This is a genomic window from Mycobacterium sp. NPDC004974, from assembly GCF_053600815.1.
On record NZ_JBSGAQ010000009.1, the window covers coordinates 16,340 to 31,357 of the forward strand.

9 protein-coding genes are annotated in these 15,018 nt (G+C 67.3%); 4 read left to right on the forward strand and 5 right to left on the reverse strand.

Annotated features, from left to right (window positions below):
• Positions 1 to 23 precede the first annotated feature (23 nt).
• Both ACWEFV_RS20070 and ACWEFV_RS20075 read left to right on the forward strand, forming a co-directional pair.
• Positions 24 to 3,290, forward strand: a complete 3,267-nt coding sequence (locus tag ACWEFV_RS20070) for an arabinosyltransferase domain-containing protein (protein WP_450071432.1) — start codon at positions 24 to 26, stop codon at positions 3,288 to 3,290.
• Complete coding sequence (locus ACWEFV_RS20075) at positions 3,287 to 6,487, forward strand: arabinosyltransferase domain-containing protein (protein WP_450071433.1); 3,201 nt, start codon at positions 3,287 to 3,289, stop codon at positions 6,485 to 6,487. The genes ACWEFV_RS20070 and ACWEFV_RS20075 overlap by 4 nt, the downstream gene beginning before the upstream one ends.
• 80 nt (positions 6,488 to 6,567) lie before the next feature.
• Here the strand turns inward: ACWEFV_RS20075 and ACWEFV_RS20080 are convergent, their stop codons facing one another.
• On the reverse strand, positions 6,568 to 7,017 hold the full coding sequence (locus ACWEFV_RS20080) for an SRPBCC family protein (protein WP_450071434.1): 450 nt from the start codon (positions 7,015 to 7,017) through the stop codon (positions 6,568 to 6,570).
• Between the two features lie 40 nt (positions 7,018 to 7,057).
• Here ACWEFV_RS20080 and ACWEFV_RS20085 point away from each other — a divergent pair, with 40 nt between their 5' ends.
• Positions 7,058 to 7,666 carry a TetR family transcriptional regulator gene (locus ACWEFV_RS20085; protein ID WP_450071435.1) on the forward strand — a complete coding sequence of 203 codons (609 nt, stop codon included), beginning with the start codon at positions 7,058 to 7,060 and terminating at the stop codon, positions 7,664 to 7,666.
• A 25-nt stretch (positions 7,667 to 7,691) separates the two neighbouring features.
• Here ACWEFV_RS20085 and ACWEFV_RS20090 read toward each other — a convergent pair whose 3' ends face one another.
• The 4 genes from ACWEFV_RS20090 to ACWEFV_RS20105 form a co-directional block, all read right to left on the reverse strand.
• Positions 7,692 to 8,693, reverse strand: a complete 1,002-nt coding sequence (locus ACWEFV_RS20090) for a DUF4331 family protein (RefSeq protein WP_450071436.1) — start codon at positions 8,691 to 8,693, stop codon at positions 7,692 to 7,694.
• 264 nt (positions 8,694 to 8,957) lie between these two features.
• Positions 8,958 to 10,388: a phytoene desaturase family protein gene (locus ACWEFV_RS20095; protein WP_450071437.1), complete on the reverse strand. Its 1,431-nt coding sequence runs from the start codon at positions 10,386 to 10,388 to the stop codon at positions 8,958 to 8,960.
• The gene (locus ACWEFV_RS20100; protein ID WP_450071438.1) at positions 10,385 to 12,151 is read right to left on the reverse strand and encodes a DUF3556 domain-containing protein; all 1,767 of its coding nucleotides are present in this window, start codon (positions 12,149 to 12,151) and stop codon (positions 10,385 to 10,387) included. The genes ACWEFV_RS20095 and ACWEFV_RS20100 overlap by 4 nt, the downstream gene beginning before the upstream one ends.
• Positions 12,152 to 12,175: 24 nt before the next feature.
• On the reverse strand, positions 12,176 to 13,639 hold the full coding sequence (locus ACWEFV_RS20105) for a class I adenylate-forming enzyme family protein (protein WP_450071439.1): 1,464 nt from the start codon (positions 13,637 to 13,639) through the stop codon (positions 12,176 to 12,178).
• 106 nt (positions 13,640 to 13,745) lie between these two features.
• On the opposite strand from ACWEFV_RS20105, the gene ACWEFV_RS20110 reads away from it, so the two are divergent.
• Positions 13,746 to 15,011 carry a PucR family transcriptional regulator gene (locus tag ACWEFV_RS20110; RefSeq protein ID WP_450071440.1) on the forward strand — a complete coding sequence of 422 codons (1,266 nt, stop codon included), beginning with the start codon at positions 13,746 to 13,748 and terminating at the stop codon, positions 15,009 to 15,011.
• The last annotated feature ends 7 nt before the right edge of the window (positions 15,012 to 15,018 follow it).

Here is a 15,018-nt window from a genome sequence, read left to right on the forward strand (position 1 = left end):
CGGGTCGCATAACATCGAGCCTCGTGCCTTCCGATGAGCCAACCGACCGTGTTGTGGGCATCGCACGCCTGATCGCCATCGTCGCGGGCATCGCGGGTGTGGTGCTGTGCGCGCTGGTGCCACTTCTGCCCGTCAAACAGACCACTGCGACCGTCCTGTGGCCGCAGGGCACCGATACCGCGGGAGACGTCACCTCGGTGACCGCCCCGTTGGTGTCCGGCGCCCCGCAGTCGCTCGACGTGTCCATCCCGTGTTCGGCGATCGCCACGCTGCCCGCCGAGGGCGGCCTGGTGTTCTCGACCATCCCCTCGGCCGGCATCGACGCCAGCCGCAACGGGCTGTTCGTGCGGGCCAACACCGAAACCGTGGTGGTCGCGTTCCGTGACTCGGTGGTGGCCGTCGCCCCCCGCGCCGCGATCAACGCCGGCGGCTGCAGCACGATGCACCTGTGGGCGAACGTCGGCGGAGTGGGCGCCGACTTCGTCGGCATCCCCGGCGCCACCGGCACCGGGGCCGTGGAGAAGAAGCCTCAGGTCGCCGGCCTGTTCACCGATCTGAAGATGGCACCGCAGCCCGGGCTGAGCGCCCGCGTCGACATCGACACCCGGTTCATCACCTCCCCCACCCCGCTGAAACTGCTGGTGATGACGCTCGGCGTGCTGTGTGTGGTGGCCTCGATCGTGGCGCTGGCCGTTCTTGACCGCCGTGGAGGCCATCGGGTCGGCGGGGCCTGGCAGCGCTTCGTGAAGGTTCCGGTCTCGACCTGGATCGCCGACATCGGCGTCATCGGCGGCCTGCTGCTGTGGCACGTCATCGGCGCCATCTCATCGGACGACGGCTACAACCTGACCATCGCGCGGGTATCGGCCGACGCCGGGTACACCGCCAACTACTTCCGCTACTTCGGCGCCACCGAGGCACCGTTCGACTGGTACCAGTCCGTGCTCGCCCACTTCGCAGCGATCAGCACGGCCGGTGTCTGGATGCGGGTACCCGCCACCCTGGCCGCGATCGGCACCTGGCTGCTGCTCAGCCGCTGGGTCCTGCCCCGCCTCGGACGGCGCGTCGCACGCAACCAGGTCACCATGTGGACCGCCGGAGCGGTGTTCCTGGCCGCCTGGCTGCCGTTCAACAACGGCCTGCGGCCCGAACCGCTGATCGCCTTCGGTGTGCTCGCGGTGTGGGCGCTCATCGAGACGACCATCGGAACTCACCGTTTGTGGCCCACCTGCCTGGCGATCATCGTCGCAGCGCTCAGCGTGACGCTGGCCCCGCAGGGAATCATCGCGGTGGCCCCGCTGCTGGTCGGCGCGCGCAGCGTCGTCAGTACCATCCGCAGCCGCCGCATCGCCCTGCCCGCCCTGGCCGCGCTCGCCGGCTCGGCCGCACTGGTGTTCGTCATCGTGTTCCGCGACCAGACCCTGGCCAGCGTTGCCGAATCGGCCCGGATCAAATACACCGTCGGCCCGACCATCTCCTGGTACCAGGAATTCCTGCGCTACTACTTCCTGACCGTCGAAGACTCTGTCGACAGCTCCCTGACCCGCCGGTTCGCGGTGCTGGCCATGATGCTGTGCCTGTTCGGCATGATCGCCGTCCTGCTGCGCAAGGGCCGGGTGCCCGGGCTGGCCAGCGGGCCGGTCTGGCGACTGATCGGCACCACGGCGATCGGCCTGCTGCTGCTGCACTTCACCCCGACCAAGTGGGCCGTGCAGTTCGGTGCGTTCGCCGGGCTGGCCGCCGCGCTCGGCGCGGTGACGGCATTCGCCTTCGCCCTGGTGGGCCTGCACAGCCGACGCAACCTCGCCCTGTACGTGACGGCGCTGCTGTTCGTACTCGCCTGGGCCACATCCGGGAACAACGCCTGGTTCTACGTCGGCAACTACGGCGTGCCCTGGTTCGACCGCCAGCCCGTGATCGCCGGGCATCCGGTCACCACCATGTTCCTGGCCCTGGCCATCATCACCGCGGTGCTCGCCGGCTGGCTGCACTTCCGGATCGACTACGCCGGGCACACCGAGGTGGCCAACACCCGGCGCAACCGGGCGCTGGCATCGACGCCCCTGCTCGTGGTCGCGACCATCATGGTGGTGCTCGAAGTCGGGTCGATGGCCAAGGGCTTCGTCCAGCGCTACCCCGTCTACACCACCGCCAAGGCCAACGTTTCGGCGCTCACCTCGGGTCTGTCGTCGGACAGTTGCGCCATGGCCGACGACGTTCTCGTCGAAGCCGACACCAATGCCGGCATGCTGCAACCGGTTCCGGGCCAGACCTACGGCGAGTACGGCCCGCTGGGCGGCGAGAACCCGATCGGCTTCACCCCCAACGGGATCAGCGACACCCTCGAACCGCCGAAGCCCGTCGTCGCCAACCCCGGCACGGTGAACTCCGACGGATCGCCCAACAAGCCCAACGTCGGCATCGCCTACGCCGCGGGCACCGGCGGCGGTTACGGACCCGTCGGCGCCAACGGTTCCCGGGTATACCTGCCGTTCGGCCTGGACCCGGCCCGCACCCCGGTGATGGGCAGCTACAAGGAGAACACCGTCGCCGCCAAGGCCACCTCGGCGTGGTACCAACTGCCACCGCGCACCGCGGACCGGCCGCTGGTGACCGTCGCCGCGGCAGGCGCCATCTGGTACTACGACGAAGAGCACGAGTTCCACTACGGGCAGTCGCTGAAACTGCAGTGGGGTGTGCACCGTCCCGACGGCAGCTTCCAGGCCCTCGACGCCGTGCAACCGATCGACGTGTTCGCCCAATACGCCTGGCGCAACCTGCGTTTCCCGCTGGCCTGGGCGCCGCCGGAGGCCAATGTGGCGCGGATTGTCGCCGACGACCCGAACCTCTCCGAAGACCAGTGGTTCGGCTTCACCCCGCCGCGGGTGCCGACCCTGCAGACCGCAAGTGAGTTCCTCGGCGCGCAGACCCCGGTGCTGATGGACATCGCGACCGCCGCCAATTTCCCCTGCCAGCGGCCGTTCTCCGAACATCTCGGTGTGGCCGAGCTGCCGGAGTACCGCATCCTTCCCAACGTCAAGCAAGTGGTGGTGTCGTCGAACATGTGGCAGTCCGCCCAGAAGGGTGGCCCCTTCCTCTTCATCCAGGCGCTGCTGCGCACGTCGACCATTCCGACGTATCTGCGTGACGACTGGTACCGGGACTGGGGCTCGATCGAGAAATACGACCCGGTGGTGCCGGCCGGGCAGGCGCCCGTCGCCCACATCGATGAAGGAACCCAGCGAGTGTTCGGCTTCAGCCGGCCCGGACCGATCCGAGCCCTGCCATGAGCGTGACCCTGCGTGAACACAGCGCCGACAAGGGCGTTCAGGTGACCCGCTGGGTCGCGATGATCGCCGGCCTGATCGGCTTCCTGTGCGCGGTGGCCACACCGCTGCTGCCGGTGGTGCAGACCACCGCGACGCTGAACTGGCCCCAGGCGGGTCAGATGAACAGCGTCACCGCGCCGCTGATCACCCAGACGCCGGTCACCATGTCGGTGACGGTGCCCTGTGACGTGATCCGGTCCATGCCGCCCGAGGGTGGCATGGTGCTGGGCACCGCGCCCAAGGAGGGCAGGCAGGCCGCGCTCAACGCGCTGTTCGTCAACGTCAACAGCAAGCGCGTCGACATCACCGACCGCAACGTGGTGATCGCGAGCGTGACTCGGGACAAGGTGAATTCGCCTGCCTGCGAACGCATCGAGATCACCTCGTCGGAAGCGGGCACCTTCGCCACGTTCGTCGGCCTCACCGGCACCGACGGTAAAGAGCTGCGCACCGGCTTCCCCGACCCGAACCTGCGGCCCCAGGTCGTCGGCGTCTTCACCGAATTGAGCGGGCCTGCGCCGCAAGGACTTTCCCTGTCGGCCACGATCGACACCCGGTTCACCTCCAAGCCCACCGCACTCAAGCTGGTGGCGATGCTGCTGGGCATCGCCGCCACCGTGGTGGCACTGGTGGCGTTGTGGCGGTTGGACCGGCTCGACGGACGGCGGATGCACCACCTGATCCCGTCGCGCTGGCGCACCTTCAGCGCCGTCGACGTGGTGGTGGTCGGCGGATTCCTGACCTGGCACGTGATCGGGGCGAACTCGTCGGACGACGGCTACATCCTGCAGATGGCACGGGTGGCCGACCACGCCGGATACATGTCGAACTACTTCCGCTGGTTCGGCAGCCCCGAGGATCCGTTCGGCTGGTTCTACAACCTGCTGGCCCTGATGACCCATGTCAGCGACGCCAGCATCTGGATGCGACTGCCCGACCTGATCTGCGCGTTGGTCTGCTGGCTGCTGCTGTCGCGTGAAGTGCTGCCCCGCCTCGGGCCCGCGGTGATCGCGTCCAAGCCCGCACTGTGGGCCGCGGGCCTGGTTCTGATGGCCGCCTGGATGCCGTTCAACAACGGCCTGCGCCCCGAGGGCCAGATCGCCACCGGCGCACTGATCACCTACGTGCTGATCGAGCGAGCCATCATCTCCGGACGGCTCACGCCGGCCGCCATGGCGATCATCTCCGCGGCCTTCACCCTCGGCATCCAGCCGACCGGCCTGATCGCCGTCGCCGCGCTGCTCGCCGGTGGCCGCCCGCTGCTGCGCATCCTCGTGCGTCGTGGCCGCACGCTCGGCATTTGGCCGCTGGTGCTGCCGCTACTGGCCGCCGGCACGGTGATCCTGACCGTGGTCTTCGCCGACCAGACGCTGGCAACAGTGCTGGAGGCGACCAGGATTCGTACCGCAATCGGCCCGAGCCAGGAGTGGTACACCGAGAACCTGCGCTACTACTACCTGATCCTGCCGACCGTCGACGGCTCGCTGTCCCGCCGGTTCGGCTTCATCATCACCGCGCTGAGCCTGTTCGCCTCACTGTTCATCATGTTGCGGCGCAAGCGGGTTCCCGGTGTGGCCCGCGGCCCGGTATGGCGGCTGATGGGCATCATCTTCGCCACCATGTTCTGCCTGATGTTCACCCCCACCAAGTGGGTGCACCACTTCGGCCTGTTCGCCGCGGTGGGTGCGGCGATGGCCGCGGTGGTCACGGTGCTGGCGTCGCCGGTCGTGCTCCGCTCGGCGCGCAACCGGATGGCGTTCACATCCGCGGTGTTGTTCGTCCTGGCGCTGTGTTTCGCCACCACCAACGGCTGGTGGTACGTGTCCAGCTACGGCGTGCCGTTCAACAACGACAAGCCCGCAATCGGTGGAATCACCGTGAGCGCCATCTTCTTCGCGCTGTTCGCCATCACCGCGTTGTGGGCGTACTGGCTTCACCTGCGGCCCTCGGCCGAGGGTCGGGTGGCGCGGGCACTGACCGCCGCCCCGGTGCCGATCGCGGCCGGGTTCATGGTGGTGGTCTTCGTCGGTTCGATGCTCTACGGGGTCGTCCGCCAGGACGGCACCTACTCCAACGCATCGTCGAACCTCCGCGCGTTCGCCGGCGGCTGCGGCCTGGCCGACGACGTACTGGTCGAACCCGACCCCAACGACGGGTTCCTGACCCCCGCGCCGGGCGAGTACGGCCCGCTGGGGCCGCTGGGCGGCACCGCACCGACCGGGTTCACCCCGAACGGTGTGCCGGACCATATTGTCGCCGAAGCGATTCGGTTGACCGTGCCGATGCCGGGCATCGACGCCGACTGGAATGCCGACGCCAAGCTGACCACCCCGGGCATCAACGGGTCGACCGTTCCGCTGCCCTACGGGCTGGATCCGGCCCGGGTTCCGCTGGCCGGCAGCTACACCGAGGGCCCGGCACAGCAGGTGAGCAAGCTGGCCTCGGCCTGGTACCAACTGCCCGCACCCGACGCCGCCCACCCGCTGGTCGTCGTCACCGCGGCCGGAACCATCACCGGCAACAGCATTTTCAACGGCCGCACCGAGGGCCAGACGGTTGAGCTCGAGTACGGACGGCCAGGCCCCGACGGGGCCGCGGTACCGGCCGGCCGGGTGGCGCCCTACGACCTCGGGCCGATCCCGTCATGGCGCAACCTGCGCTTCGACCGCAGCGAGATTCCGGCGGACGCCACGTTCGTCCGGGTCATCGCCGAGGACGAGTCGCTGAGCCTCGGCGACTGGATCGCGGTCACCCCGCCCCGGGTTCCCGAGGTCAAGACCGTGCAGGAGTACATCGGCTCACAGCAGCCGGTACTGATGGACTGGGCTGTGGGCCTGGCCTTCCCGTGCCAGCAGCCGATGCTGCACGCCAACGGTGTCACCGAGGTGCCGAAGTTCCGGATCACCCCGGACTACAACGCCAAGATGAAGGACACCGACACCTGGGAGGACGGCATCAACGGCGGTCTCTTGGGCATCAGTGACCTGCTGCTGCGCCAGCACGTGATGGCCACCTACCTGAACAAGGACTGGGGCCGCGACTGGGGTTCGCTGCGCAAGTTCGACACCATCGTCGACGCGGTTCCGGCGGAGGTCGAGCTCGGGACAGCGACACATTCCGGGCTCTACAAGCCGGGCCGGATCCGCATCAAGCCGTAGCCCGGACCGGGGTAGGGCGTCGAGTGGCCAGTTGTGACACGCGGACAACGAAAAACCGTGTCATAACTGGCCACTCGGCGTTAGACGTTGCCCTTTTCCGCGGCGGTGACGAGCTTGTGTGACAACGTCCCGAGCACCACGCGGAGGACAAGCCAGTAGGCCAACCCGACCACGCGCCAACGGGTCTCGTACCCACCGCGCCAGGTCACCTGCGTGCCGCCGGCGACCTCGGTGAACGTCACTTCGGCCTGATAGTCGCGGATCGGACCGTCGGTGAGCATGGTGTAGCCGTGCCGGTGGTCCGGTTCGTGGATCGTGGTCATCTCGCGGGTCGGCTTCTTCCGGGTGCCCACGGCCCGGATCGCCCCGACCCCACCGTCGCCGGCCGGGCCGCGGGATTCCCAGGCCGAGTAGGGAATCAGGGGCGAGGCCCAAGCGGACCAGCGAGATCCGTCGGACACGATGGCGAACAGGGTCCGCGGCGGTGCCGTGGTGTGCCGGCGGACAACACATTCATAGCGGCGGTTCATGGCTCGCGACTTTAACAGAACAATGTTCTATTATGTGGAAATGCCGGAATCCGCCCCACCTTTCACCCGCGCACGCAGCGAGGCGCAGCGCCAGGACCGGTTGTCGGGGCTGGTGACAGCGACGCGGGAGTGCCTGGCGCAGACGCGCGCGGCGACGTTGACGCTGGGCGACGTGGCCGCCGCTGCGGGCCTGGCGAAGTCGGGCATCCTGCGGTACGTCAGCTCCCGCGAGGCACTGCTGCTGCGGGTGATGTACGACGAGCACGTGGGTTGGATCGATGCGCTCACGATCGAACTCCGCACCGCCACTCCGGCAGCCGCACTGGCCCACACGCTGGCCGCTCGACCGGTCCTGTGCGATCTCATCGCGGCCTCGCCCGTGCTCATCAGCCGCCTCGCCCCGGACGATTTCCGCGTCCTGGCGGCCCAGGCGCAGGATGCCCAACAGCGGCTCGGCGCCGCGCTACAGCCGTCGCTGCCGTTGTCCGATGATCAGCTCCGCTCGCTGACGGCAGCCGTCCACGCGTTCACCGGCACGGCCTGGGCATGGAGCACACCGGATTCAGCGGTGGGCACCTCGATGGTGACCGACTTCGAGTCGACCGTGAGCCGGCTGCTCGCGATCTTCATCGCGGGCCTGCGGCTCTAAGTCGGGAAAGTCCTGCAGTGCGGCCTCAGTGTGGCGGGCCCAGGTACGGGAACACGTCGAGGGTGTCGGTGTGCGGGCTCAGGCCCGACGGCGGACAGTCCCCCTTGGTCAGCGACGCCAGCCGGTAGTCGATCACGTCGTCGGCGAACACCCGGCCATTCGGGTACTTGGCCGGCTTCGACGGGTTGAACGTCAACATGTCGGGCAGGATCCCCTCTTCGTCGATGGCAGCGATCGCCTCGTCGTGCGAGTAGCCACCGGTGTGCCCCAGCAGATGGATGAACTGGCCCATCCAGCGCTCCCGGTCATGGATCGGCACGCCGGCGTTGTACTCCAGCTTGGTGTCGTCGGTGTTGAAGAAACTGCTCACCGACGGATGCCCGGCCCGGTCCACGTGCAACAGCTCGCCATCTCGGTGCAGGCTGCACCGGCCCCAGATCCGGATGTCGGGGTCGGCGCCCAGCTGCACCGTCGGTAGCTCCATGACCATCGAGCACACATTGGCCTGGGTGTTGGAATCCACGCCGGTCCAAGGATATTGACCGCTGAGATGGAGCGCGGTGAAGTTCCGGCCTCCGGAGGTGTCGAACAGGTTCTTGACACCGTCGAAGTCGAAGAAGAAAGCGTCACTGCGGGCACCGGCGAAGAATGTGTAGGCGTTGGTCTGGGCGATCACCGGCTCCCGCCCGAACGACACCTCGACGCCGGTGAAGATCCGTTCTCCGACTGCCTCGGGCGATTCCGCGTCCTCGTCGGCGGCCAGATACACGTCCACGGTCTGGCGGCCGTCGACCGGCTCGGAGAACACGTAGCTGAACGCGATATCGTCGCGCAGGTCACCGTCGTTGTCGATGGCCAGCCGGTAGATGGCATCCGGATGCAGAGCGTCCGCGTTGGGATTGGCGTTGAGGATCAGCACGGTCCGCGTGGGATCGGCCGGTGACTGGAAGGCATATAGATCGCATAGATCGAGACGCTGGTCGCCCAGCGGTGGCCCGAGACTCAGCCCGGTGAAGTGGTTCGACATGTACCCATCAAAGCGCGCACACGGTCGGGTCGCACCGGAAACGGGCTACACCCGCGCCCAGACCACGCGACTGCCCAACCCGATGTCCTGCAACGATCTTCGCTGCGGATCGACGGCTCGCACAGCCAACCAGAGCGGCCTGTGGATAACTTGTGGATGGTTTTCGACGAGCCCGATGTCATCGCTGATCACAGGACATGTTTTTGAATTACACGCTTGTGAGTAGGAATGTGCATTGCCGGCCTACCGCAAACCCGCCGCCACTCACCGCGCGAGAGAAGCCAGGGCCACCGCGGCCGCGTTGGCGCCACACATGCCGTGCGCTCCGGGCCCCGGCGGGGTGGCCGCCGAGCACAGGTACATGCCGGGAACACCAATTCGGTAGGGCTGCAGCGTAGTCCGCGGGCCGAACACCAACTGCCGGATGTCCTTGGCCCCCGTACAGATGTCACCGCCGACGTAGTTGGCGTTGTAGACCGACATCTCCGTCGTCGACCGCACCGCCATCCCGACGATCCGGTCGCGGAACCCGGGGGCGAACCGCTCGAACTGGCCGATGATCGCCTCTGTTGCGTCACCCGTATAGCCGTGTGGCACATGGGCATACGAATACACCGGATTGATGTCGCCGACCGAGCGGCCCGGATCGGCCACATACTGCTGCCCGACGAGCACAAACGGCCGCTGCGGCATCCGGCCGGCGTGGATCTCCCGCTCGGTCGCCGCGATCTCGGCGAAGTCACCGCCCAGGTGCACCGTCCCCGCGCCGCCGACCTCCGGATTCGTCCACGGCACCGGACCCTCGACCGCGAAGTCGACCTTGAAGGCTCCAGGACCGTACCGGAATCCACCCAAGCCACGGGCCACCCGCCTGGGCAGGCGGTCCCCCATGATGTCGACCACCGCTGTCGGTGCGAGATCGAACATCGTCACGTCGGCGGACGGCAGCTGCGCACCGGACGTGACGCGGATACCCGTTTCCACCTTGACGTCCAACTCCGCGAGCACCGCGGCCAGAGCATCGGTGATGGCCTGCGAACCGCCCTGTGCCACCGCCCAACCGTGCCAGTGCCCGGCGGTGATGATGCCAAGGCCGATGGCCGAGGTCAGCGGAAAGTGTAAGGGCCGGAAGGTGTGTGCGGCGACACCGCCGAACAATGCCCGCGCGCGTTCGGTACGGAACAGCCGGGCGAACGCCGCCGCGGGCAGCACCGTTGGCGCGCCGAAACGAGCCAGCGCAAGCGGATGCTTCGGCACCCGTAGCAGCGGCCCCATGATGTCCTGCGAGAGCATGTCGAAATTCGATGACGGCCCGCCGAAAGCCCGCCGCCACCGACCTCCATCCCCGCCGAGCGCCGCCGCGGTGGTATCCACGCTGCGGTACAGCAGGCCGGCATCACCACTGTCGAGCGGATGCGCACAATCGATCTCTGGCCATTTCCACTGCAGCCCGTGACGCTCCAACCCAAGACCGTTCAGGAAGGCCGAGCCGACCGCCATCGGATGGATCGCCGCGCAGTGGTCGCGGACGAGGCCCGCGGGGAAACCCTCCGCGAGGCCCTCGCTCGACGAGCGCACCCCGCCGCCGATCTCGTCGGCGGCCTCCAGGACGGTGACGTCCACCCCAGCCGAGGCCAGCGTGATCGCGGCCGCGAGCCCGTTGGGCCCCGCACCGACCACAACCGCGGTGCTCATGCCGGAATCCCGGCCCGCCGCCACGTCACATTCAACGGGATCGGCCCGTTCGGCAGCCAGGGCTGCTCGTCGACCAGGTCGGACACATTCCAGGTGCCCCGCTCGATCACCCCGAGGGCCGCGTCAATCACCTTGTACTCCTGGGTCTTGCGATGGATCGGCTGCGATTCCACCCATGCCACCACGAACTCGCCCGGTTCGAACTGTGCCTCGGACTGGATCGCGGCGATGAGGTCTTCATTGTGCAGGTGTCCGTCACCGAAATTGAAACCGATGATCGTGTTGCACGACATCTCCCCCTCGCGCACGGTGCGGCTGTCGATGTCCGGGAGGGATTTCAACAGAACCGAATACAGTCCGCGGCCCTGGCTGTGCAGTGCGCGCCACGCGGTGACCTGCTGGGTGAACACCTCGGCCACCACCGGGTCCCAGCCGAAGTTGATGTACTGGTCCACCGTGTTCGGCGCGGACCGGGTGACCCGGTTCAGCTTCTGCTCGGCGCCCGGGGTGAAGGTCCACACCGCCGAAGCCCAGTTGCCCGCGTACTGACGCATGGCGGGCAGGAAGGACACCAGGTCCGGCCGGAAGTTACCCAGCACCGGGAAGAAGCACAGCCCGATCAGCAGCACCACAGTCAGCCAGGGCGAGGACATGTCCGCGATGGCGTAGCCGTCCCAGTTCGGGAAGCCGAGAAACAGGAAGACGGTGATGTAGGCGAACAGCACGTTCCATTCCACCGGAACCGCCAGCGGGAACGTCGAGATGATGAACAGGTGGAAGCACACCATCACCGCGGCCGCGCCGAACGTCAGCCATGGCCACGGTGACAGCAGCAGCGCCAGCGGTGCGACGATCTCCACGAAGCTGCCCGGCCCGTGCGCCATGAAGGTCGCCAGGTGCGAGGGACGAAGATCGTGCGGGAAGTTGCGGTAGTGCGCGCGCTTGAGCCACTTGAACGGAAGCGTCGGGCTGTTACTCACCATCGGCGGGATGACGTTGGTGAAGTGCAGACCGAACTTGGAGACACCGGCCCAGATCCACACCGTGCCGATCAAGAGCTTGCCGGCGATGATCATGTCGACGAACGGCAATGTCGTGAAGAACAGCAGCGCGGGCAGGTACTGCTCGCCGCGGGCAGCCAGGAAGATCGTCTTGTCCCGCAAGCCGATCACGACCAGCAGCACCATCGGCATGATCAGCAGCGCCGGGTTCACCAGGCCCGAGGTGTTCTGTGGCAACACCGCGCTCAGCGAATCGCTGTGCACACCGGGTGCCACCAGCGCCACCACCACGGCGGCGATCAGCGCCAGGTACACGAACACGTCGAACCGGGTGCGACGGTCACCATCGGTGAACGGCACCGCCTTCCACGGCCGCAGCCGAATCGTGTTGACCTTGGCCCAGAATCGGTAGCCGCCCGTCATCGGCTTCGTCTTGCCGGCAAGTGGGCCCCACGATCCGGCCAGCCCGAGGAGCTCCAGCAGGATGGTCCACAGGATCAGCTTCTGATACACGATCGGCTGATTCCACCAATCGGCCACATGCCAGAAGGCGGGCAGATGAGACGTCGCAGTCGCGATGACAACCCCGCCGAGCGCATAGAAGAGCGTCAGCTTGACGATGTAGAGCACATGGATCATGCGGGGGGCACCGAGGCCGTGGTCCACCCACTTGAGGCTCATGATCCGGAGGCGCTCCTGCAGCGGCAGGCGCAGAAACTCCTGAAGGTCGACCTCAGGCAGGGTTGGCTTGACGAATCCCATGACGAGCTCCTTTTTCGGGCCGGGCTAGGACCGCGCAACCGCGGTGGTCAGTGTCTTACGCAGCGTGGGCTTGTCGATCTTGCCGACGGGGTTCACCGGCAGGCCGGGCAGAATTGTGATGTCGACGGGCAGTTTGTATTTCGACAGCGATCCGGTGAGATGTTCGCGGATCCGGTCCTCGCCGAGCTCGGCGCCCGGGTTCAGTGACACGAACAGGACCGGCTCCTCGCCGTAGACCGGATTCGCGCGCCCGACGACGGCGGCCTCGGCGATCTCGGGCAGCTGGTGGACAACCGTCTCGATCTCCTTGGGGTAGATGTTCTCCCCGCCGCGGATGATCATGTCCTTGGCCCGGTCCACGAGCACCAGGTATCCGTCCTCGTCGAACCGGCCCACATCGCCGGTGTGCAGCCAGCCGTCGACCAGGGTCTCGGCGGTCTCCTCCGGGCGGTTGAGATAGCCGCGCATGACGTTGGGGCCTTTGATGACGACTTCGCCGACCTCTCCTTGCGGGAGCGTCGCACCGGAGCCGTCGACGATGCGAATCTCCTGACCCGGCAACGGGATGCCGACGGTTCCCGGCTTGCGCTTGCCATGCAGCGGATTGCCCGTGCTGGCGCAGGATCCCTCGGACAGTCCGTAACCCTCGATGAGTCCGATGCCGTAGCGACGCTCGAACCGATCGAGAAGTTCGACGCTGGCCGGCGCGGCGCCACACACCGCGAACCGCACCGAGCTGGCATCGGGCTGCACCTCGGCGGGCAGTCCGGCGAGCATCGTGTAGATGGTGGGTACTGCGGAAAAGTATGTGGCGCGGGTAGTTTCGATGCGCTCGAAGAACGTGGCCGGGTTGAACCGGCCGGCGATCGTGGTCCGGCCGCCGGCGATCAGCGGGGACAGGGCGCTGACCACGATGCCGTTGACGTGGAACAGCGGCAGAATCAGCAGGCTGTGGTCCGCCTCGGTGAGCTCGAACCCCTGGATGACCATGTCGCACATGGCATTGACATTGGCGTGGTCGAGCATGACGCCCTTGGGCCTGCCGGTGGTGCCGCTGGTGTAGATCAGCAGGGCCAGCGCGTCGTCCGAGATCTCGAAGGGTGCGACCGGATCCGCCGATCCGGCGGCCAGATCATCGAGCGTCAGGACCGGCACCTCAGCCGCCGTATCGTCGTCTACGACGAGCACCTTGGACCCGGCATCGGCGACCTGGTAGGCCATCTCGGCCGCCACCAGGGTCGGGCTGATCGGGGTGATAACGGCACCCAAGCGCCAGGCCGCGAAGAGCACCACGACGAATTCGGCGCGGTTGGGCAGCTTGAGTGCGACGACATCGCCGGGCCCCACACCCGCGGAACGCAGCGCGGCCGCGGCACGCGTCACGGCGTCGAGGAATGCGGTGTTGTCGAAGTCGAGGGCGTCGTCGGCGACGGCCGAAGCATGCGGGGCTCGGGCGGCGCGGCGATCTGGCAGAGTCGCGAGGAACATGTCACGACGGTAGGTAGCCGGTGATGCGCCTCACATCATCTCGCGGCGATGAAGTCGGCCCGGCGGTTTGTCGCTTGGAGACAAATTTGCGATCTAGGGTCAACACATGGACACCGATGTCGCGGCCGCATCCGCCGTGGTGATGGATCGGTTGATGGCACGTCAAGTAGCGGTGAGCCATTCCGTACAACAGGCCCTGGCCAGCGACATTACGGAGTTGCGTGGCGATCCCGAGTTGGTGCAACTACTGGGATCCAGTGTCGCGGGCAATGTCGAGACCATCTTCCATGCGCTTCGCCACGACATATCGCTGGGCAACATCGAACCGCCGACCGCCGCCCTGGAGTACGCCCGGCGCGTGGCCCAGCGCGGTGTGCCGATGGAGGCGCTGGTGCGCGCATATCGGTTGGGGCACGCCCTGGTGATCGACGCCGCGGCCGAGGAGGTCAACGCCGCCGGACTTCAGGCCCGGATCGGGTTGGCGGTGTTCGAGCGGATCACCTCGGTGTCGTTCCGCTACATCGACTGGATCAGCCAGCAGGTGGTGGTGGTCTACGAAGCCGAACGCGACCGGTGGCTGGCCAACCGGAACAGCGCCAGGGCGCTGCGGGTGCGTGAGCTGCTCGCGACGCCACTGTCGGTCTCGGTGTCCGACCCCGATACCCTCACCGCGACGCTGCGGTACCCGATGCAGCGGACACATCTTGCCGTCGTGATGTGGTGGCCGGCCGACTCCGAACTGGACGACGGGCTCGGCCGGCTGGAGTCAGCACTCCGGGACTCGGCAGAAGCTGTTGGGGCACAAAGTAGTCCGTTGTTCATCGCCGCTGATCGCAACACCGGCTGGGGGTGGATACCGCTGTCGGCCTCTGCAGCGACGACCGCGGTCGAGGTTGTCCGCTCTCACATGGGCGCACGGCACACCGGCCCTGCAGCTGCGCTCGGCACACCGTTGTACGGCGTCGACGGCTTCCGCAGATCACACCACCAGGCGCTGCGAGCACGCCGCGTCGCGCTCGCCGCCGGCACCGGCGGGGTCACCGCCGCCGGCGACCCAGGACTTGCCGCTGCGGCGCTAATCGGTGAAAACCTGGACGATGCAAAGGAATTCGTTTCCCAGACATTAGGCGCCCTGGCATCGGACACCGCCAACGACGCCCGGCTGCGGGAAACCCTGCGGGTGTACCTGCACGGCGGCGCCAGCTACAAATCGGCGGGCGAGAAACTCAACCTGCATTTCAACTCGGTCAAGTACCGCGTCGGCCGTGCCGAGGAGCGCCGCGGCAGGCCCGTCGACGACGATCGGCTCGACGTCGAACTGGCCCTGCTGCTGTGTGAGCGGTACGGCACCGCGGTGCTGTCCGGTCCCTGACCCTCGC